We start from the raw sequence: 21,365 nt of genomic DNA on the forward strand, positions 1-21,365 counted from the left end.
AATAGTGCTTTATATAAAAATCAAATTTTGTTTTAAAGTAAATCTAAAAAATTCTTAGCTGGCATTGGTCGTGCAAAATAAAATCCTTGAACTAAATCACATCCAAATTGTTTCATTAACTCAGCTTGTTCTTTACTCTCAACACCTTCTATAATTACAACTAAATCTAGGGATTTTGCTAGAGACACTATTGATTTTGCTATATTGCGACTTCTCTCATCATGTTCAATGCCACCAAGAAAAGACTTATCTAGCTTCAATATATCAATTGGCATATCTCTTAAACAACTAATAGAAGAATATCCTGTACCAAAGTCATCCATAGAAATAGAAAATCCATACGTCCTCAACTCATTTAAAACATTCTTTAAAATATTTAACTCATTAATAGCCACAGTTTCTGTTATCTCTATTTCAATGAAATCTGAACTTAAATTATACATTTTTATTGTTTTATTGATAAATTTTACAATATCTGGTTGATACAACTCGACCCTAGATAAATTTACTGAAACTGGAACTATCTTTTTACCTTGCTTTTTCCATTCATATAAATCATTGCAAACCCTTTCAAATACAAATCTCCCAATTTTTAAAATCAACTTACTTTTCTCTGCTATTGGAATAAATACTGCGGGACTTATAAAACCATGTTCTGGATGATTCCATCTTATTAGTGCTTCACTCCCTATCATTTCTCCAGTTACAAGTGAAAACTTAGGTTGATAATACACTTCAAATTGATTTTTTACCAATGCTATTTTTATATCATCTAAAATCATTGATTCCTCACTAAGCTTATTCCTAACATCTTCATTATAAATAGCATAATTTATATTTTTACCTTTAGCAACAGACCTAGCCATATTTGCTTTATTTACAGCCTTTTGAATATCTACTTCACCTTCTTCAACAAAATAAATACCCACACACAGAGAAATTTCAAAGACTATACTCAAATTACTTTCAATATTACTTCGTATATTATCAAGTTTTCTTATAATTTTATTTCTTCCATTTTTATAATCACAGAAAATTGCAAAATAATCACTTGAAAGTCGTGCATATACCTCACCTTCTGTTAATTCTTCTTTTAAAGCTTTTGCTATTGTAATTAATAAATTGTCACCAAATTCATATCCAAAAGTATCATTAATCATCTTAAAGTTATTAATATCAAAATATACTATAATATAATTTAAAGATGGTTTATCTAAAAGATACTTACTACATTCTCTATAAAATTTATTTTGATTTCCTATATATGTAACTTTATCTTCATAAGCCAAACTTAATATTTCTTTTTCATTAGATTTTTTTATATAAATTATATAAAAAATAATTGCAATAAATATTAATACAATAGATAACACTGCATATACAGCTCTGTTGATTATTTGTTTTGAATTACTAAATACAACAGTTTCTGGAATTGAAAAAATTAAATTCCAGTCTTTTATATAATTATTTTCACTATTCCCATTATCCATAGTGGCATATCCTAAATATCTTCTTTCTTCCAACATATTTAATACAGTTGCACCTGTTTTATTTTCTTGCAATTCTTTTTTTAATCTATTTACTTCTTGAATATCATTATCCTGTTTTAACAATTTATAAATATTTTTTGATAGGCTATCCCCTTGTGGATGAAGGATAATTGTACCATTATTTTTTACAACATAAGATATACTATTATTTTCATAAAAAGATATATTAATAAGTTTCATCAGAGTATTGATATTGTAAGTACAATATAAAACTCCAACTACTTTATCATTATTTAATAATGGTACTGAAATAGCAATCTTCTTTATAGACTTATTTACTTCATCAACATATGGACTTGAAACATACTTCTTACCTTTAATTGAGTTTTTGAAAAATTCTCTATCTTTCACTGAAAACTTATCACCTTTGGTATTTTCAGCATTACCATTTATATCAACTATTGCCATAGTGTAAAATTTTTGATTTTCCATTTCATCTAAAAGATTTTTCATTTTTTCCTCATTAGGTATATCTGGATTTGAAGCATAATAGTTAGAAAAAATATTTAAAACATCTAAATCTTTTTCAATTTGTCTTTGTGCTAGTTGAGAGCCTTGTACTGCAACTTCTTTTATATGTATTTTTGCCTCTGACATAAGAAGATGTTTTGTATCTTCTATATAGATATACCCCATTGTCAAAAATAATGATGTTAAAAAAAGAATTGTAATTAATGTAAAACTTTTATTTCTCCCTGTCATTCGACTCCTCCCCTAATTAGTCAATACTTCATATAGATAATATATCCTTTTTATACCAATTCATCATTTATATTGTATATAACTATTCTTAAATGTTACACATAAAATCAACATAATAACCATAAAAACATTCTTTTATTATTATAATAACACTATTTAATTGAATTTTAAATTAAAGAATAAAAACTATCCATTTTCTCAAACAAAAAAACTCTTATACAATAAAACTTTGTTTTATGTATAAGAGTTTTTATTTTATCTATTTTATAGCAAACTTATCTTCCATAATATGAATTTAAATACATATCTTTTATTTCATTCATAAGTGGATATCTTGGATTTGCTCCTGTACATTGGTCATCAAATGCTTGAATTACCATTTCATCTATTGAATCCATAAACTTAGATTCTTCAACGCCAAACTCTTTTATAGATTTAGGAATACCAACTTTAAGTTTTAAATCTTCAATAGCTACCAATAAACTTTGGAATTTCTCTTCATCAGAATTTCCTTTTAATCCTAAAAATGAAGCTATTTCAGCATATCTCTTTAATGCTTCTGGATATTTATATTGAGAGAATGCTCCCATTTTCTTTGGTGCATCTGAAGAATTAAATTTCATAACTTCTGTTATCAAAAGAGCATTTGCAACACCATGTGGTACATGGTGGAAAGCACCTAATTTATGAGCCATAGAGTGACAAACACCCAAAAATGCATTTGCAAAAGCCATACCTGCCATTGTAGAAGCATTTGCCATTTTTTCTCTAGCTTCTGGGTCTTTTGCACCATTATCATATGCACGTGGAAGATATTCAAATATACTCTTAATAGCTTGTAACGCTAATCCATTTGTATAATCGGTTGCAAGCATAGATACATATGCTTCTAATGCATGAGTTAAAGCATCTATACCAGAAGCAGATGTTAAGCTTTTTGGCATATTCATCATCATATCAGAATCAACTATAGCCATATTTGGCATCAGTTCATAATCTGCTAATGGATATTTTACTCCTGTATCTTGGTCAGTTATAACAGCAAATGGTGTTACTTCTGAACCAGTACCTGCTGATGTTGGTATAGCTACAAAATTAGCTTTTTCACCCATTTTAGGGAATGTATATACCCTTTTTCTTATATCCATAAATCTCATAGCTAGGTCTTGGAAATCTACATCTGGATGCTCATACAATGTCCACATTATTTTTCCTGCATCCATTGCACTTCCTCCACCTATAGATATTATTACATCTGGATTAAATTCTCTCATAGCTTTAGCGCCTATCTTAGCACATTCCAAAGTTGGGTCTGGTTCTACTTCAAAGAATGTAGTGTGCTTAATATTCATTTCATCTAATAAATCAGTAACTGCTTTAGTATATCCATTATTGTAAAGGAATGTATCTGTTACAATAAAAGCTCTCTTCTTATTCATTACATCTTTAAGTTCTTTTAATGCTACTCCTAAACAACCTTTTTTGAAATAAACTTTTTCTGGTGCTCTAAACCAAAGCATATTTTCTCTCCTCTCAGCTACTGTTTTAATATTAAGTAAATGCTTAACTCCTACATTTTCAGATACTGAATTTCCACCCCAAGACCCACATCCTAAAGTAAGAGAAGGAGCTAGTTTAAAATTATATAAGTCCCCTATACCACCTTGAGAAGAAGGAGTATTAATTAAAATTCTACAAGTTTTCATGGCTGAAGTAAACTTATCAAGTTTTTCTCTTTGATTTACATCATCAATATATAATGAAGATGTATGCCCAAATCCACCATCTTCTACTAATTTTTCTGCTTTTCTAACTGCATCATCAAAATCACTTGCCTTGTACATTGCAAGTACTGGTGAAAGTTTCTCATGAGCAAAAGCTTCTTCTATTTCAACTGATTCTACTTCACCTATTAAAACCTTAGTATCTACTGGGACTTCAAAGCCTGCAAGTTTTGCTATAGTACAAGCTGTTTGCCCAACTATTTTAGAATTTAATCCTCCATTTACTAAAATTATATTTCTTATTTTTTCTGTTTCATCTTTATCTAATAAATAAGCACCACGCTCTTTAAATTCTTTTTTGACTTCATTGTATATATTTTCTAATACTATAACCGATTGTTCAGAAGCACATATCATACCATTGTCAAAAGTCTTAGATACAAGAATTGAGTTTACAGCAGTTTTTATATCTGCACTATCATCAATTATTGCTGGAGTATTACCTGCACCAACTCCAATAGCTGGTTTTCCAGATGAATACGCTGATTTAACCATTCCAGGACCTCCTGTAGCAAGGGTCAAATCCACTTCTTTCATAACAGTTGTAGTTAATTCTAAAGATGGCTCATCTATCCATCCTATTATACCTTCAGGAGCTCCAGCTAAAACAGCAGCCTCAAGAACAACTTTTGCAGCCTCTATAGTAGAATTTTTTGCTCTTGGATGTGGAGAGAAAATTATTCCATTTCTAGTTTTTAAAGCTAAAAGTGCTTTAAAGATAGCAGTAGAAGTTGGATTAGTTGTAGGTACAACTGCTGCAATAACACCTATTGGCTCAGCAATTTTAGTCATACCAAATGCTTCGTCTTTCTCTATAACACCACAAGTTTTAGTTTCTTTATATGCATTATATATATACTCTGAGGCATAATGATTCTTTATAACCTTATCTTCAGCAATTCCCATACCAGTTTCTTTTTGTGCCATTATAGCTAGAGGAACTCTTTGCTTATTAGCTGCCAAAGATGCTGCTAAAAAAATTTTATCTACCTGCTCTTGACTATATGTAGCAAATATTTTTTGAGCTTCTCTGATTTTTGCTAGTTTTTTAACTAAGCTTTCAACGTTATTTACAGTATCTAAACCAACTGACATAACTTCATTTTCTTTTTTATTTTCTATTATTACTTGTTCTTTATGAGCCATTTTAACAACCTCCTGAGATAGTTTTTTATTTATCATGTTAATTTATTAACATTATAGCATTTACTTTTTCTATTTTCAAGTTATTTTTTTAACATTTTATTTTTTATCTAATATAACACCATTTCTACTAATAATATCTAGCTTTACAAATACTTAATTTAACTAGATATCACTTTATTTTTTACGCAAATCACTAATGAAATCATCTAAAAACTTAAGGATAACGTTATTTTTTTAACGTTTATATTTTTGTATTTTTTACAAATAAAACTTTATAAAAAGAATTTTTAATATGATACTCTATCAAGTTTAAAAATAAAAATACTTGAAAATGAAAATAAAAACTTAATTAACAAGTTAAAGTAAATATAGTTAAATGTACAAACATTTACAACATATAGTATAATTAAAAAAATATATATTCATGATTTTTATATACTATGAAATAAAATATATTTAATATTATATAGATAAATTTGAAGTTTATAAGAAGGAGGATAAGCATGAAAAAATTAAAAACAATTAGCATTTTTTCTTTGATTATAAGTGTAATTTTAACGATTGGAGGTATTGGAATAGTAACTTATTATGTAGATAATTTGTTTATTAGAGGACTATCGGTATTTGTTTTAATTATGTCCTCTTCTTTTGTATCAACAACAGTTAGATTGATATTTGAAGAGTCAAAACGATATAAATTCTAATTTAAAAATTGGATTAAGTAAATAATTTTAATATACCAAAAATTACGGAGATTAGCTCAAAATAGACTTTTTAGTCCATGAGGCATTTTTTTGTATGAAATTAAATATATTTTCATCATTTCAACAAGAAAAAGAGGCTTCTCTCTATTTTGAGACAGCCTCTTTGCTAGTATTGTATCTAATACATAATATTATAAGAACCAATTCTATTGATGTGGACTTTTTATAACAGGCTGTAGCTGTTTGTTCTCTAGAGCAAGTTCTATAGTTGGAATTATTAGCTCAGTATGTGCAATCATAGAATTAGGCTTTGCTTTGCAATTATCTTGACCAAAAGGTACAAAATATATATTTTTAGAATTAAGGAGAATGCCAATATTTTTGAAATTAAAGCTTAGAGCATCATTCGTTGATATTGATATTACTAGTGGTTTATCATTACGAAGATGACCTTTTGCTGCCATTAATACTGGTGAATCTGTAATACCATTTGCTAATTTTGCAGCAGTATTTCCAGTACAAGGAGCTATTATTATAATATCAGCAATTCCTTTAGGTCCAAATGGCTCTGCCTCTTCAATCGTAACTATAGGTTTATTTCCTGTAAGTTCATATGCTTTTTTCATAAACTCTTCAGAATTTCCAAATCTACAATCGATATTTTGTGATACATCTGAAAATATAGTGTGTACATTAGCTCCTTCTTTAACCAAATTCTCTAACTCTATAAATATTTTATCATAAGTACAAAACGAACCAGTAAATCCTACTCCAATTGTAAGTCCTTCAAGTCTCATTTCTAATCCCTTCTTTCATTTATAATATTTTCTATAGCGTTAACAAGAATTTCACCAGATGTCTTTGGTGAATATTTACCAGGAAGCCCAAGGCAAAGAGTCGCATTAATCCCTGCTTCTTTAACAACAGAATAATCTACTCCTCCAGGAGAAGAAGCTATATCTATAATAGTTACTTCTTGTGATACTTTTTCTAACCTTTCTTTCGTTAAAATACACTCTGGTATGGTGTTAAAAATATAATCAAATTGTAAAAGTTTTTCATCAAGTTGACTTAAAGAAATACTGGAATATCCAAATGCATTAGCCGTACTTCTTGCATCATTATTTCTTGCGCCAACACATACATTTGCATCCAAAGTGTATAATTTTTTTGCAAGTATTTGTGCACATCTTCCATAACCTAATACTAAACAGTTACTTTGATGTATATTGATTATACTTCTTTTAATAGCTTCTGCTATAGCCCCTTCAGCTGTAGCAACTGCATTTAAAATAGCAACATCATTCATTTTCATAAAATCATAAATCTGAATAGAGTGTTGCTCGCAAAATTTACAAACTTTAGTTGGTATGTTACCTCCAAATAATATTTGATTAGGAGATAAATTAATTAGCAAGTTATCAATAGTAGCATCAAGACAATCATCCGTATTTTCAATATTAACTTGATTCTTTGTAAATGGAATTGGACATAAAATAATGGAACTTTTGGATAGTGCTTCAGCTAGTGAAGTTGATTTTCCAACGATTCCATTTATAATTTCATTTGATATCCCATAAGTGACTACAGAATACCCTTTATTAATTAGTTTTTTTACCATGTACACTTGTCGCAGGTCTCCCCCAATAACAGTTATATCGTATTGATTTGACATATTGTAAGCCTCCTTTACTATATACAATATGTTTTTATCAATACATTGGTTCACTAAAATTACTAAATATTATACTTATAACATTTTTAATAATGCTAATCTATCTATCTTTTCAGAAGAGGTATATGGAAATGAATTTAAAAAGATAATTTTCTTTGGGATTTCATTTTTCATTAGATTATCTTTCATTTTAATCAACAAATCTTTCTTCGTAATTTTGTCTATAGTTATTACAAATAATACAATTTGATTTCCTCTTATAGTGTCTGAGTACGGCAATACAATTGCATCTTCAATTTGAGGAATTTTTTTAACTTCATTTTCAATCTTAGTAGAACTAACTTTAAATCCTCCAATATTTAAAATGTCATCACTTCTTCCTTCAAATATTAAGTATCCATCATTATCATAATATCCAATATCATTGACAGAATAAGGTTTGGTTGCATTATATACTGCATATTCTGTATTCACAAAAATTTTTCCTTCTCTAATATATATATCTATTCCTGGAAATGGTCTGCCTACACTTAGAGGTTTTTCAATTAGTTCATCATAGCATAAATATGTAATATAATTTAATTCACTTGCCCCATAGTATAAAATAATTTCAGACTTTGGCATATATTTTTTTAGATTTCTTGCAGTATCTTCAAATAATAATTGAGACCCTGTAAAAATACTTACAACTTTGAGTACTGGTTCTTTTAAGTGTTTAACCAAAAGTTGAAGTTTTGTAGGTATAAGGTATATGTTAGTTACATTATATTGTTTTATTGTCCTTATCCATGATTTACAATTAAGACCTGAACTTATTACAATACTACCTCCTTCATATAATACTGACATTATAGAATTTAGATTCCCTGTAAAACTAAGTGTTCCATTAACAAACAAGATTGATTCCCCAGAGATATTAAAAATACCATTTTGTATAGGAAAAAATCCAGCCCAACTCTCATATGTTCTATATAATACCTTTGGAACACTTGTAGAACCTGAAGATAAAGCTCCCATACAAATACTTTTATCTAAATAATTTATAAGCTTCTTATATTGATACATATATATATTAAATTTAGGATTAAAAATAGAAAAATTAACTTTTTTTGCTACTTCATTATTGTTATCATCATATAAATCAATAACGTCCATAGATTCATCAGATATAATGATTGAAATATTATTTTTTAATAAAATATCATCTAATACTTTTTTAGAAAGATTATAATGACAAATAATAGGAATATTTTTTGAATAATTAATAGCAAAAAAACTAATCAACTGAAACATTATATTTTTAGAATATATTAAAATTGGGATATTTTCACCTAAAGAAATTTGTTTTCCTAGTTCCTCACTATAACTCAATAGATTTTCATAAGTATATTTTTCTCCATCTATAATTAAAAAATTTTTATTTTTATGCCTCTCTTTTTTTATTCTTAAAAGTTCATAATAGTTCATAATCTACACCCTTTCAAGCAGTAAAGCTGAACCTAGACCACCAGCTGCAGCTATAGAGCAAATTCCATATCTACCCTTAGTCTCTTCTAATGCTTTTAAAAGATGTAATGCAATAATTGCACCTGAAGCACCATATGGATGTCCATACGCTAAAGCTCCACCAAATATATTATATCTATCTATTAACTCTGGATACTTTCTTTGAAACAACACATCTATAACTGCAAATGCTTCATTAAATTCAACAGCAGATACATCTAAATAATTAAGGCTTTCTATCTCTAAAAGTTTATCCATTGCTTGTATCGCTGATGTTGGACTTAAGGTTGCATCTGTTCCTATCGTGCATGTGTTAATAATTTTTGCTTTAGGCTTCTTTTTTACATGTTCTAAATACTTCTTAGAACATATTATAATAAATGAAGCTCCATCATTAATAAGACATGAATTTGCTGCATTTGTAATAGTTTCTTTTCCTAAAATTGATGGCATCCTATCTAATAACCTTTGACTCATCTTATCACGTATACCTTCATCATAGGTACTATTATTTATAGGAGATATAATATCTTCAAGTATTTTTTCCTCTCTTGCTTCTTTTGCTCTTTTATGACTTTCCTTTACCCAAAAATCCAAGTCTGCTTTCTCAATTTGATATAACTCTGCTACTCTTTCCGCACCTTCGAGCATACTATTTTGGCTATTATCATCAGGAGAAAATTGAGCAACTGTATAATTTGGATTATTTGTATTATATCGCTTATCATTCTTATGATATGTGCGCATTGGTTGTAGAGAACTACTTTCAAAACCACCTGCAATAATTAAATCACACTGACCAGATTTAACCTTTGAAAAAGCTATGTCTATACTCATCATAGCAGAAGCACACTGCATATCCACAGTAAAAGCAGGTACTTCATTTGACACTCCTGCTGTTAAAGTCATTAATCTAGCTATATTCCCTCCTGTCCCAACTGCATTTCCACATATAATCTCATCAATTTTGTCAATTTCATACTTTTTAATTAAATCTTTTAAAACACTTGCTCCTAGTAATTCAGGTTGAACAAATTGAAAAATTCCATTTTTTAGACCTATATGACTTCTCAATCCTCCTAATATAAAAACTTCCTTCATACATTACACCCTTCCTTATATTATAGATTTATCATAGATTTCTTCTGAGTACATTGTTCAGTTTAGTGCCTAAAAAAGATGCAATAACTGACTTTATTGTATCTCCAATTAAAAATGGTACTACTGCTGCAAAAAGTGCTGCTTCTACTGTCATTTGATTAAAATAGCACATAAATACTGTTCCCATAAAATATATAATAGGCATTCCAACAAAAATTGTTATTAGTATATATCTCTTAATATCATTGTTTCGTCCTTTTAATAAACTAATAATTAGTGCTGCAAACAAAAACCCAAAATAAAAACCACCTGTTGGGCTTAACAACTTTCCAATACCAGATGTACCTCCACCAAATACTGGAATCCCAATTAAACCTATCATTATATATACACCAACTGTACTAAATGCTTGTCTTGGTGTTAAAATCAAAGCTATTAAATTTATCATTATTGTTTGTGCTGTTACTCCTGCTGGAGTAAATGGCAATGGTATATATATGTAAGATGATATACACAATAATGCTACACATATTGACATTTTAGTTAAATCTTGAATATTTACTTTAGTATTTTTCATTTTTATAATTCCCTTCATATGTCTTATTTCATTTAGTTTATATGTACATATACAAAGCTTCTATTAAAGCTTTGTTTTAGTATAAAATAAAGACGTTTTTTTGTCAACTATTATAAGTATTTAGGTTTACATTTAATTTATAAGTAAACTTTATACTGTTACTTTATACTTTAATAGTCATTTATAAAACTTTGCTTAAAAACAGCTCTATTTAGACTATACTTGTAAATTATAATATGATATATTTTTATATAAGATTTTATTTTATATAAAAAATAGTAACAAATAGTTTATACACAAGATATTTAAAAGGAAGTGATGATATGAAAGTTAATGAAAATAATATAAATAATATAGATGAAGAGTTAGATGAACTTAGTAGGAAAGTTTACTTAGAGTCACCAGATTTTTGGATAAGTATTTCTGACAAAATAATAGATAAAGTATTTGATGAAATGTTATTATTTTTTGCAGTTAAATATAACTATTTCAATATAGTATGCTTTGCTATTGAAAACAATTATCTGGATTTAAACATGCCTTCAAAAAACAAAAAATACACTAATATAATGGAGCATTTGTTAGATACATCAAAACAGAATGAAGATAAAAAAATTTATAATTATCTTCTAAGCTTAAATAAAGGTAATAACCTAGATGAAAGACCAATTTTAGATGAATTAAACTGTAATATTAGTAGTGATACTTTTGAAAAAAAAGATATATATCTTCCAAAGTACTTATGTCCAAGTTGTAATTCTAATATATTTGATACAGGTTATAAAGTATCAAATGACATAACATATAAATTTTCTTCTAAAGAAGCTGAACCTATTGAAATGTGTAGTGAAGTTTCTTCTATCAGATGTTGTAATTGTGATGAATTATTAGAAGATATTACACTTGATAAACTATATAACCTATGCAAAATTCAAAACTGTAATAATTGTGGTTCTAATTTAACTAAGGTAGGAATTATTGCAAAGAAAAAAATGAACTTTGATGAGAATACTGAAAAATTTAAAGATGTCTCAACATCTTACTGTTGTGGAAATTGTGACTCTGAAATAAACTTATCTCAAAGAGAACATTTTAAGATTTAAATATTTATAGGCTAAAGTAATAAGATTACATTATTAGATACTGTATAAGTTTTTTAAATCTGTAAAAATAAATACACTTATACGAATTAAAATTGCTATGAAACTAGTTCTTGATGAACTAATTTCACGGCAATTTTCTATAATCTAATAATTATTAAATTTTAACAAACCTTTATTAGCATTCCATAATTATTTAAAATTCTTTCAAATACCCTATAGTTTATAGGTGAAAGTATCTTTAATATTATATCAAACTTATTATCTTTAAATAGTAAATTTGTTAAATCTGAAATACACCATACAATTTTATTTTCCTCTTTTGTAGCTATATCAATTCTGATTAACTTACATCTATAATAAATATCTTTATCTTCATATAGTCTATTTTAAAAATTACTCTTAAAAAATCAAATGGCAAATAAATTAATTATCCTTTTAATAGAATGTAATCATATTATTTACTATATTCCATTATGTACTCTTTAAATCCTGAATCTTCATTTACTTGTTCTTTTACTATATTAAAACCTTTTTTATTATAAAACACAACTGCTTTTTTATTATCTTTATATACTGCTAAGCTTAGACTTTTATATTTTTTAGTTGCATAATCTAAAAGTTTACCTCCGATACCTAGATTTTGGTATTTGGGCTTTATAAATAAAGCTCCTATAAAGCTTTTATCTATTATGCTTATAAATCCTTTTATTTCATCTCCATCATCATATACAAATGTATCTGATATAGGTATATATTCGTTTTTAACAGTATTATAGTTATTTTGCCAGTATTCTTTACTTATAAAGTCATGTGCTTTGATTGTACTTTTTTCCCATATTTCCATGATTTTATTTATGTCTTTATTGTTTAATTTCTTTATCATAAATTTTATTTCACCTCATTTTTGTATTGATTTTATAATGTTTATAGGTAAGTGTATTTTATTTAGATATGATTTAGTTAATATAAGGTGGATGTTTTAGTATATGCTATTGTTGATTCTACAATTTTATATACTGCTTTATTAATATAAAATAAGTTTCTAAATACTCGTTGATATTGCTAATATTCTACTTATCTACCCTTAGTTGATATAAAACCTGACACTGTGCCTTGTGTGAGTCTTTTCTTTATCCTATTTACATACCACTTAGTTAATATAAAACGTTGTTAGATAAATCATATGCTTTAGTTGCTTTAGATTTACATACCACTTAGTTAATATAAAACACTTCGAAATTGCAGTTTTCAGCATGTTATTGCGCAATTTACATACCACTTAGTTAATATAAAACAAATTCGAGGTCTTGATTTTGAAGTTTTTGGTTATGCATTTACATACCACTTAGTTAATATAAAACGGTTTCTACCAATCAAATCACGCATAATTATAGAATTTACATACCACTTAGTTAATATAAAACAATCATTTTGTATGATTGTTCCATTTTTTTTGAAAACATTTACATACCACTTAGTTAATATAAAACCTCTGTGACTCCATATTTTTTTGCAATATATAATTCATTTACATACCACTTAGTTAATATAAAACCATTTGTAAATCTTTATGATTATGTAATATATTCATAATTTACATACCACTTAGTTAATATAAAACTTTTTGAATGTTGAAGATTTTGTTAATGCAGGGAAAATTTACATACCACTTAGTTAATATAAAACCCCAAAATAGGTATAATTGAATACATTGAAAATACTTCAATCAAGCAATTATAATTCAATAAAAACATCAAAATTTGCAGTGAGCGAGCAGTAGTGCAATTGATAACAGTTATCATACACCTTCAATCCCTTATATTCCAACTGTTAACACCTATTTTAGCATAAATATCGCTCACTGCAAACCTATATAAACATTTCATCAGAATACTTATCAATCCCATAACATTTCTTTTTAATTGAATTAGGATTTTTTATCTCATAAACATAGATTGAATCCTCGCTATTATCAATAATATTTTCTATTTCAGAAATACATTTATGTAACTTTCCTTCAGTAATATTGCCTTCAAAAACAGAATTTTGCGTCCAAGTCAAATATTTTCTAAGTATCCTTCTAATTCTATTTAACGACCTTGCTTCAACAATATCATAAGTAACAATAACAAACATACTTACCACCACACCTTTAAAACTTTGTACCTTTCATCATTTATAAAATGTTTAATTAATTTATAACACTCTAACCTTATAAACATTCTATATGAAACTTTTCTATTTAGATTTCTATGTTTTATAGTTGTCTGCATCTTATTTTCAAATTCTTGCAAAAATTTCTTCTTTCCTTTTTCACTTAAATAACAAATTTTGTCTTGATATTCAAAATCATTCTTATTAATTCTTTTATTATTAATCAGGCTAAAAATTATTGTGTCAACTATAATTGGCTTAAAAATTTCTGCAATATCTAAACTTAAAGAAAATCTCTTTGTTGATGGTTCATGTAAAAAGCTTATTGTAGGGTCAAGTTGTGTCTTATATATCTCACTTAAAACATTCGTATACATTATGCTATTTCCAAAAGACATAAGAGCATTTACTGGGTCTTTGGGAGGTCTTTTTTCTCTTTTATAAAATTCAAAATCATCTTTTAATATTTGATTAAATGATTTATAGTATGTTTTTCTTATTCTGCCTTCTTTACCCATAAGTTCTGATATTTCTTTGACATCATTCAAATCATTTAGTTCATCCTTTATAGTATCAATTAAACTTTCATCAACTTTGTAATATCTCATATTTCTTAAAATATGGTATGATGCACTTTCCACAAAGGATTTTGCTAAGTATAATCTTTCATTTTTATCTAAATAGCAGGCTGATTGACATACTAAACTGAATCCTGATACATTTTTCTTCCTTGGATAATATGTACCTGAATAATATCCATAGTAATTGTAGAAATGAAGCATCACCCCATATTTACTTATGTAATTTATAAGTTTTGTGTTTAAATCTACTTCTCCATATATATGAATATCATCAACTTGTTCTACTGGTAATATTTTTTTCTCACCTTCTAAATTGTAATAGTAAATCGTATTTTCTTTCCTTTTTATATCCCCATTACTTATAATATAATAGTCTTTATACATTGTTACTCCTCCTTCACAAAACAAAATTCATAATAAGCACATTTTGTACAATAATGTTTTTTCTCAATTTTGGGAGGAGATAACTACATATTTATTTCATTTATATTTATAAGTGTGTTTTCAATAATTCTTTCTTTTTCTTCTGTCAATATCAATTCTTCTTGTTTCTTTTCCTTAACATAATTTATAGTTCCTTTTTTCTCTATACCCATACTATTCTTTAAATAGTATAAGTAATAGTATAACTGCATTTCATCTGCTTCTTTCATCTTTGAACTTATTTTTACTTCTTTTACATACTCATCCTTTATTATATCTAGCTTCAAGATATCATCAATCAATATTTCTTTATTTTTCATTCTTTTATATGAATCTTCATGTACTATCTTCCCAGACAATACTCTACTACTATTTTGTTCCATGGTTATTCCTTTAGAAAATAGCCATAGTTTTCTTTTACATACATAATAATAATTTATTTTTACACCTTGAACTTTTAATACTTCTAAATCTATTGGCACAAAATCACCTTCTTTAGTAAATTTTAGCCACATTGTTAATATAAAAATCAAATAAATTGGTCTATTTCATTACTTATAAGCACACCTTTACCAAATATCTGTTTTGTGTGCTTATTTTCGTGTATATCATATTTATATAAAAGTATTTTTAAATCTTCAAGACCTTTCACCTGTATGTCAATTACATTTTGTTTAGCTTTATATATTGGTAAATTTACAGTTTTTTTAATTATCTCTCTTCTTGCTTTTTTTCTCTTAGACTTTATTTTATTTATCAATTGTCTATCATCATTACTATATGCATTTATAAGCTCTTGTCCCAACTCTTCATAATCTTTGATTAAAGTTTCTTCAATTTTATTATATATATCCTCTGGAATTACTGTATATCCTTCAATATTTCTAAGTATATTTTGTGCATCTTTAGAACCTAAACTATATGGCGTTATAGTATCTAAAATATTTAAAGCACTGGTAAATCTCTTTTCAAAAGCTGTACCTTCTAGACTTTCTTTAGAGTATAGTATCTTAACCATTTCTACCTTATATTTTTCTTTCATCTTCACACATTCTTTTCCATTTATAAAAGTTTTCAGTAGCTCAAGTCCTTTTTCTACAATATCCTTATCATAAATACTACCTATTCCTGTAGCTTTTTCTGTATATATAAATATATTTGGGCTATTTTCTTCATACTCACGACTTCTATAACATCTACCAAATCGTTGAAATAGACTGTCAAGTGTTGAATTTTCTGTATGAAGCTCATCAAAATCAATATCAAGGGATGCTTCCACTAATTGTGTAGTAATCCAAATACCATTACTATCACTATCTGCAAATTCTTTTATATATTTTTCTAATTTTGCTCTATCTTCTTGTATATACATAGAATGTAAAAGATTTAAGTTGACATCTATTCCTTTTGGTTTAACTATTTCTTCTATTAACTCATATTTTTCTACAGCACTTTTAACTGTATTTACTATTACAAGAACTTTTTTATTCATTCCACTTTGTATTATTTTACCTAAGTTTTCATCTATTGAATTTTCTACAATAGACACACAGTGTCTTATTTTTTCTGTGTTACATGTCAAGTCAGCTAAGTTACTATTCATTACACCTCTTTTTTTTAATTCATCTATATATATGGTTGGCATAGTAGCTGTCATTATCATAAATCTGCCACCTATCTTATGTATCATTTCTATACCTTTTACCAATACAGCTGCTATTTCTGGTGAATATGCTTGTATCTCATCTATTACTACTTTTGAATATGCTAATGTTGAGTACACTTTTTCATAGCCTCTATACAAAAAAGGAAATTTAAATATTTGGTCTATTGTGGAAAATGTCAGTTTACAAGATAATAACTTTGCTAAATCTACAATCTCACTTGAATTTTCTTGATTACTTTCTTCTAGATAATCTATTGCTGTTGAATGTAACAAACCTAAGAATGTATCATTTGATTCTCCAACTCCAACTATATTTTTTGCTCTATCAAATAATGCATTTATACTTACTCTTAATGGAAGTGTAAAAAATGCCTTGTCTTTATCTATCCAAATTAAGGCAGTTTCTGTTTTTCCCATTCCTGTAGATGCAATCAGTATTATATTCTTATTTCTATTAGATTTAGCAAATGATTGAGCCTCTCTCAAACTACCAAACTCTTTCATTAAATAATTTTCTGTCTGTTCTCCTATATTTATAACATTATTGCATTCCACAACTTCATGAGCAGAAGCACTATGGTCTAGTCTATGTAGTATTCCTTTTAACATAATATATAAATTATAGTACTTATGATTTTTATCTATTCTTTTTTCTACACTTTGTAGATATACTTTACTCAATCTTTCTGTTTTTATTGGATATCTAACTTTAAATTCATGCTGTAGTTCATAAACTTTATTTATTAAATCTTCATCTAATATTTTTTGTATTAAATTTTTAAAATCTTTATCTATAAAGATATCTCTTTCATGATGATATACAATAACTTGATTTAATACTGCTCTAAGTTCTTTATTTTTTTTCCTGTCTATATAACTATAATCAATAAATGCAGGAGAAAGATAATTATGGCCTACATTATTTTCTAAATGAGTTACTATTTTAGGTTCATTTATTTTAGTATCCATTCTGCTTTTTATTAACTCTTGAAACGGTGAAAATGCCTTTCCAATATCATGAAATTCTATAACAAAGTCAAGTAATTGCCAAAATATCTCCTCTTCTAGAAAATCTAAGCTATTTATATTTTTTCCATAACTTTCTCTTAATACATTCATTTGTTTTAAAAGTTCATCAGTATGCTCTCTAAGTGTTTCCACTGGATTAGATTTAGCATATAACATACTCTCCCTCCTAATTTATATTATTAAAATATAATAAATCTCCTTCATTATCTAATAATATATCTCCAATTGATATAGTATTTCCATCCTCAACATAATAACTATCTACCTTATTCCAAACCCTTTTTTTATCTTCCACAGCATTATTATCATAGTAATTATTGAGCCTATAACTTATACCATCTATATCTGTATCTTGTAAACTTGTTTTTGGTATATATATAGGCATTCTTATATTACATTCTGATAACTTATAATTTTCATAATCATCTAATTGTATATCCTCATCTACTTCAAATTTATTGACTTCTACAAATCTAATATCATTAATTCTTACTAAATCTTCTTTTCTACCTAATGATAAATGCTCGTCATAATTTAATAAACTATCATATATTTCTTCCAATAAATCAAAATCCCCACCTATATGAATTATCAAATTTACATTCAATAGCATATGACTATTCATTGGCATAGATGTAATACTATCTTTTTTATAAAAATACGTTGTCTGGTAATTATTAAATATACTTTCATATGTTCCCTGTACACTTATATTAAACGGTATATATTCTGTAGCATTTAATACTTTGTGAATTAATCCATTTATTGTAGAATATGGAGGCAGTGGATATGTCTCTGTAATCTTCATAGCAAATGGTTTTTTATAGCATGCAGTTTCTTGAAATAAATCTAATTTCAAAACCTTCATATTAATTCACCCCATAATATTCCTTTACTTCTTTAACTAGTTGTCCAAAAAATTTATCTACACTTAAAAAATTATCTTCAAACAATCCCTTAAATTCTTCTTTATTTATAAATACCCCATCTACCATTCCAACATAGGTAAATTCTTTTAAATCTTTTCCTAAAAAAGTACCTTGAATTACTTCTTCTATAGCTTGCTTATTTATTTTAAATCCATTTTTATCTCCTTTTAATTTAATTCTACCCAAGAAAAATGGATTTGCTATTTCATATACTCCTCCTACTACAAATAGAGGAGATAAGTTTTCTTGTCTACCTCTAATATTTCTATTCAATACTTTTATTATTTCTAAAAATTCTACTACTCTTCTACATTTCTCTTTATTATCAAGTTCTATATCTCCATCCTTACCTATTTTAGATAAATCTATAGTAACCGTATATGTATAGTAACTTAAATGTTGCTCTATGTTGGCAAGATTAGGGTGTTCTCCTATTCTATCTGCAAATCCTTTATTATTTAAAAAATCCATATCACTTCTATATGGCTCAAGAGAAATCGCATTACTTAATCTTACAGTAGCTTCTCTAGTCAAAGAACCTCCTTTTTTATCTTTCTCATCTTTTTTATTTGTTTTCATATATCCAAATAAATCCATTTCTTCTGATTCTCTTATACTTATATTATCTTTAAATTGAATAGTACCTTTTTCTTTATCGACAACCTGTAAATTCCAATTAAACAATTCTGCTGCTAATCGTACTATGTCATATCTTAAACACTGGCGAGATGCAAATGTATACATATTTCCATCAGCTCTACTTAATTTTTTTAATTCTGATATATTGCCTATCCCTTCACCATAGTTTAAACTTTGAGCCTGTGCTATTACTGTAAATGTTAATCCTCTTTTCATCTTATTTTTCCTCCTTTTCGTTTGGTAGTTTATCTTTTCCTTCATATTTTCCAGAAATTAATCCAGATATAAAAGCATGACCTATAGATTCAAAGTCTAAATCTTTTTCAATTTCTATATCTAAAATAAATGCTGGAATCTGTTTTTCAGCTGACATAAAAACTCTTATAATTGTATCCATAAAATCACTTTTATTTCCGACTTTAACTGAATTTAAAAGTTTATAGCTTACTCCATCTATTTTATTTTTAGAATTTTTATTAACAAAATAGTCATGTATATCACAACCTAAATAATAAATTATTTTCAGCTTTTCATCATTCTTCTCCAAATTTTTACTATCCATTTTATATACCCCCTTTTTGTAGCTATTTATTAATACTCTTAATTGGACTACTCTAAAACAATCTATTCCTGATATATTTGATTTGTTGTTGCTTTCCATATCATTTTTAACTTTATTTCTTAAAATGTTATTAGTTAGATGCTTCAAGTCCCTATTTTTCAAGAGTAAATCTAGTACATTTGATTTAAGCTTGTAATCATAGATACTTTGTATTTTTTTATTTGCATACTTGTCTGTAAAAAATTTTGCTAAATAAGTTGGAATATTAAAATAATTTATTTTACATTTTTTAGAATCTATACTTGCTTTAAATTCCACAAAAAGTATATTACGAAGTTGCCATTCACTTTTTAATGTATTTTCTTCTACTATACTTTTTATAAGCTGATTAAAAGGATTTTCATCTTTGGAATCTGAAGACTCACTTTTTTGAGCTTTTAAACTATTATTTCTTTCAAAAAGCTCATTTATAGAAGTATCCATGTTAACAAATAAATAAAACTCATTTTCTTCATTAATTAAATAATTCTTTCTTGTATAAGTAGCCCCTGCTGGAGTACAGAACAATATTAGCTTACAAACATCACATATTGATGATACATACTCCTGATTCCAAAACATATTCCTAGCATTATTGGTGCTTACTCCAAGTGGAGCAAAATTACTTTCTGAGTATTCATCTAATATTCCCTTATATAAACCACACATTTCACATACTTCTAAACTATCCATATACTCTTTTATATCTTCTATGCTTTTATTTTTCTTTATAAAGTTTTTATTTATTTCCTTCATAATTTTTTCTATAGTATTTATACTAGACTTACTAACTTTTTTTTCATTTATATCCTTAGCTATACTATTTAATCTATCATTTAAATAGTTTTTCAACTTATCATAGTCATTCTCTTCTAATAAATCTTCTAACTCTCCAAAATATATAATTTGTCTTAAATAATCATTAAACATTACCTGTTTTAATCCATCTAAATCTAATTTCGCCTTAGCAACATTAAAAAAACTAACTTGTCCAAAATAATTATCTTGAACTACATATTTATAAAGATTTGCTGTAAGCCTGTCATTTATTGATTTTATTTTAAATATATCTATAGTCTCATCTACTAAAGATTCTAAACTATCAAATTCATCATAACTTTTTATCTTAGACATACTATCTAGCTTCTCTTTTATCAGGTTAAATTTTTCTTCATCAAATTTTTTAATCTTATCATTTTGTTGTTTCACACTATCTTTAATTTTCTTAATTCCATCTTTGATTCTATCAGGCTTAGATTTAATAAAATTTATACTATAATCAATATTTTTTTTAATTCTTTTTGATACATCATATTCATCCATAAAGTAATTAAAATAATACTCATGAAAGTTTTCAAGAAATAAGCTATCAAATTCGATATAATCTTCCATAATAAATATTTCAGCTTGTTTATCTGCTTTCTTTATTATATTTAAAAATCCAACTATACCCATATTAAAAAACCAATCTCCTCTATAAACTCTTAACTTCATT

16 protein-coding genes, 1 pseudogene and 1 CRISPR repeat array are annotated in these 21,365 nt (G+C 26.7%); of the genes and pseudogenes, 2 read left to right on the forward strand and 15 right to left on the reverse strand.

The window, feature by feature from the left end:
- Positions 1 to 32 precede the first annotated feature (32 nt).
- Both CDIF1296T_RS15295 and adhE read right to left on the reverse strand, forming a co-directional pair.
- Entirely contained in the window at positions 33 to 2,252 is a 2,220-nt protein-coding gene (locus CDIF1296T_RS15295; protein ID WP_003439757.1) for a bifunctional diguanylate cyclase/phosphodiesterase, read from the reverse strand.
- A gap of 275 nt (positions 2,253 to 2,527) precedes the next feature.
- Positions 2,528 to 5,182, reverse strand: coding sequence for a bifunctional acetaldehyde-CoA/alcohol dehydrogenase (gene adhE / locus CDIF1296T_RS15300; RefSeq protein WP_009898069.1), 2,655 nt, complete (start codon positions 5,180 to 5,182; stop codon positions 2,528 to 2,530).
- 503 nt (positions 5,183 to 5,685) lie between these two features.
- Here adhE and CDIF1296T_RS15305 point away from each other — a divergent pair.
- Positions 5,686 to 5,886 carry a hypothetical protein gene (locus tag CDIF1296T_RS15305; RefSeq protein ID WP_009893748.1) on the forward strand — a complete coding sequence of 67 codons (201 nt, stop codon included), beginning with the start codon at positions 5,686 to 5,688 and terminating at the stop codon, positions 5,884 to 5,886.
- A 206-nt stretch (positions 5,887 to 6,092) separates the two neighbouring features.
- Here the strand turns inward: CDIF1296T_RS15305 and CDIF1296T_RS15310 are convergent, their stop codons facing one another.
- The 5 genes from CDIF1296T_RS15310 to CDIF1296T_RS15330 form a co-directional block, all read right to left on the reverse strand.
- Positions 6,093 to 6,683, reverse strand: coding sequence for a dipicolinate synthase subunit B (locus CDIF1296T_RS15310; RefSeq protein WP_003429956.1), 591 nt, complete (start codon positions 6,681 to 6,683; stop codon positions 6,093 to 6,095).
- A 2-nt stretch (positions 6,684 to 6,685) separates the two neighbouring features.
- Complete coding sequence (dpsA, locus tag CDIF1296T_RS15315) at positions 6,686 to 7,561, reverse strand: dipicolinate synthase subunit DpsA (protein ID WP_009898070.1); 876 nt, start codon at positions 7,559 to 7,561, stop codon at positions 6,686 to 6,688.
- A gap of 75 nt (positions 7,562 to 7,636) precedes the next feature.
- Positions 7,637 to 9,028, reverse strand: coding sequence for an AMP-binding protein (locus tag CDIF1296T_RS15320; protein WP_009898071.1), 1,392 nt, complete (start codon positions 9,026 to 9,028; stop codon positions 7,637 to 7,639).
- A gap of 3 nt (positions 9,029 to 9,031) precedes the next feature.
- A complete protein-coding gene (locus CDIF1296T_RS15325; protein WP_009898072.1) occupies positions 9,032 to 10,168 on the reverse strand; it encodes a thiolase family protein in 1,137 nt (378 codons plus the stop codon).
- A gap of 31 nt (positions 10,169 to 10,199) precedes the next feature.
- A complete protein-coding gene (locus CDIF1296T_RS15330; RefSeq protein WP_009891255.1) occupies positions 10,200 to 10,745 on the reverse strand; it encodes a biotin transporter BioY in 546 nt (181 codons plus the stop codon).
- 323 nt (positions 10,746 to 11,068) lie between these two features.
- On the opposite strand from CDIF1296T_RS15330, the gene CDIF1296T_RS15335 reads away from it, so the two are divergent.
- Positions 11,069 to 11,848, forward strand: a complete 780-nt coding sequence (locus CDIF1296T_RS15335) for a hypothetical protein (protein WP_009898073.1) — start codon at positions 11,069 to 11,071, stop codon at positions 11,846 to 11,848.
- Between the two features lie 454 nt (positions 11,849 to 12,302).
- On the opposite strand, the gene CDIF1296T_RS15340 is transcribed toward CDIF1296T_RS15335, so the two are convergent.
- The 8 genes and pseudogenes from CDIF1296T_RS15340 to cas8a1 all read right to left on the reverse strand — a co-directional run bounded on the left by CDIF1296T_RS15340 (position 12,303) and on the right by cas8a1 (position 21,364).
- The gene (locus CDIF1296T_RS15340; protein WP_003439776.1) at positions 12,303 to 12,731 is read right to left on the reverse strand and encodes an N-acetyltransferase; all 429 of its coding nucleotides are present in this window, start codon (positions 12,729 to 12,731) and stop codon (positions 12,303 to 12,305) included.
- Positions 12,732 to 12,985: 254 nt separating this feature from the next.
- Positions 12,986 to 13,534: a CRISPR direct-repeat array (repeat unit 29 nt; unit sequence ATTTACATACCACTTAGTTAATATAAAAC).
- A 183-nt stretch (positions 13,535 to 13,717) separates the two neighbouring features.
- Positions 13,718 to 13,984, reverse strand: coding sequence for a CRISPR-associated endonuclease Cas2 (cas2, locus tag CDIF1296T_RS15345; RefSeq protein WP_003439780.1), 267 nt, complete (start codon positions 13,982 to 13,984; stop codon positions 13,718 to 13,720).
- A 2-nt stretch (positions 13,985 to 13,986) separates the two neighbouring features.
- The gene (gene cas1b, locus CDIF1296T_RS15350) at positions 13,987 to 14,967 is read right to left on the reverse strand and encodes a type I-B CRISPR-associated endonuclease Cas1b (RefSeq protein ID WP_003439781.1); all 981 of its coding nucleotides are present in this window, start codon (positions 14,965 to 14,967) and stop codon (positions 13,987 to 13,989) included.
- 2 nt (positions 14,968 to 14,969) lie between these two features.
- Positions 14,970 to 15,521 (reverse strand): annotated as a pseudogene (gene cas4, locus CDIF1296T_RS15355) (CRISPR-associated protein Cas4).
- Between the two features lie 14 nt (positions 15,522 to 15,535).
- Positions 15,536 to 17,857 carry a CRISPR-associated helicase/endonuclease Cas3 gene (locus tag CDIF1296T_RS15360; protein WP_009898075.1) on the reverse strand — a complete coding sequence of 774 codons (2,322 nt, stop codon included), beginning with the start codon at positions 17,855 to 17,857 and terminating at the stop codon, positions 15,536 to 15,538.
- Positions 17,858 to 17,867: 10 nt separating this feature from the next.
- Positions 17,868 to 18,569 (reverse strand): type I-B CRISPR-associated protein Cas5b, encoded by a 702-nt coding sequence (gene cas5b / locus CDIF1296T_RS15365; protein WP_009898076.1) that lies wholly within the window; start codon positions 18,567 to 18,569, stop codon positions 17,868 to 17,870.
- 1 nt (position 18,570) lies between these two features.
- Entirely contained in the window at positions 18,571 to 19,485 is a 915-nt protein-coding gene (cas7i, locus tag CDIF1296T_RS15370; protein ID WP_009898077.1) for a type I-B CRISPR-associated protein Cas7/Cst2/DevR, read from the reverse strand.
- 1 nt (position 19,486) lies between these two features.
- Positions 19,487 to 21,364: a type I-B CRISPR-associated protein Cas8b1/Cst1 gene (gene cas8a1, locus CDIF1296T_RS15375; RefSeq protein WP_009898078.1), complete on the reverse strand. Its 1,878-nt coding sequence runs from the start codon at positions 21,362 to 21,364 to the stop codon at positions 19,487 to 19,489.
- Between the last annotated feature and the right edge of the window lies 1 nt (position 21,365).

Source organism: Clostridioides difficile ATCC 9689 = DSM 1296 (assembly GCF_001077535.1).
GTDB lineage: Bacteria > Bacillota > Clostridia > Peptostreptococcales > Peptostreptococcaceae > Clostridioides > Clostridioides difficile.

Coding starts and splice junctions, on each gene's coding strand:
- CDIF1296T_RS15320 (WP_009898071.1), bottom strand. CDS start 9,028: ATGAACTATTATGAACTTTTAAGAATAAAAAAAGAGAGGCATAAAAAT.
- CDIF1296T_RS15360 (WP_009898075.1), bottom strand. CDS start 17,857: ATGTTATATGCTAAATCTAATCCAGTGGAAACACTTAGAGAGCATACT.
- cas1b (WP_003439781.1), bottom strand. CDS start 14,967: ATGTATAAAGACTATTATATTATAAGTAATGGGGATATAAAAAGGAAA.
- CDIF1296T_RS15335 (WP_009898073.1), top strand. CDS start 11,069: ATGAAAGTTAATGAAAATAATATAAATAATATAGATGAAGAGTTAGAT.
- adhE (WP_009898069.1), bottom strand. CDS start 5,182: ATGGCTCATAAAGAACAAGTAATAATAGAAAATAAAAAAGAAAATGAA.
- CDIF1296T_RS15330 (WP_009891255.1), bottom strand. CDS start 10,745: ATGAAAAATACTAAAGTAAATATTCAAGATTTAACTAAAATGTCAATA.
- dpsA (WP_009898070.1), bottom strand. CDS start 7,561: ATGTCAAATCAATACGATATAACTGTTATTGGGGGAGACCTGCGACAA.
- CDIF1296T_RS15325 (WP_009898072.1), bottom strand. CDS start 10,168: ATGAAGGAAGTTTTTATATTAGGAGGATTGAGAAGTCATATAGGTCTA.
- cas5b (WP_009898076.1), bottom strand. CDS start 18,569: ATGAAGGTTTTGAAATTAGATTTATTTCAAGAAACTGCATGCTATAAA.
- CDIF1296T_RS15340 (WP_003439776.1), bottom strand. CDS start 12,731: ATGATAAAGAAATTAAACAATAAAGACATAAATAAAATCATGGAAATA.
- cas2 (WP_003439780.1), bottom strand. CDS start 13,984: ATGTTTGTTATTGTTACTTATGATATTGTTGAAGCAAGGTCGTTAAAT.
- CDIF1296T_RS15295 (WP_003439757.1), bottom strand. CDS start 2,252: ATGACAGGGAGAAATAAAAGTTTTACATTAATTACAATTCTTTTTTTA.
- cas7i (WP_009898077.1), bottom strand. CDS start 19,485: ATGAAAAGAGGATTAACATTTACAGTAATAGCACAGGCTCAAAGTTTA.
- CDIF1296T_RS15310 (WP_003429956.1), bottom strand. CDS start 6,683: ATGAGACTTGAAGGACTTACAATTGGAGTAGGATTTACTGGTTCGTTT.
- CDIF1296T_RS15305 (WP_009893748.1), top strand. CDS start 5,686: ATGAAAAAATTAAAAACAATTAGCATTTTTTCTTTGATTATAAGTGTA.
- cas8a1 (WP_009898078.1), bottom strand. CDS start 21,364: ATGAAGTTAAGAGTTTATAGAGGAGATTGGTTTTTTAATATGGGTATA.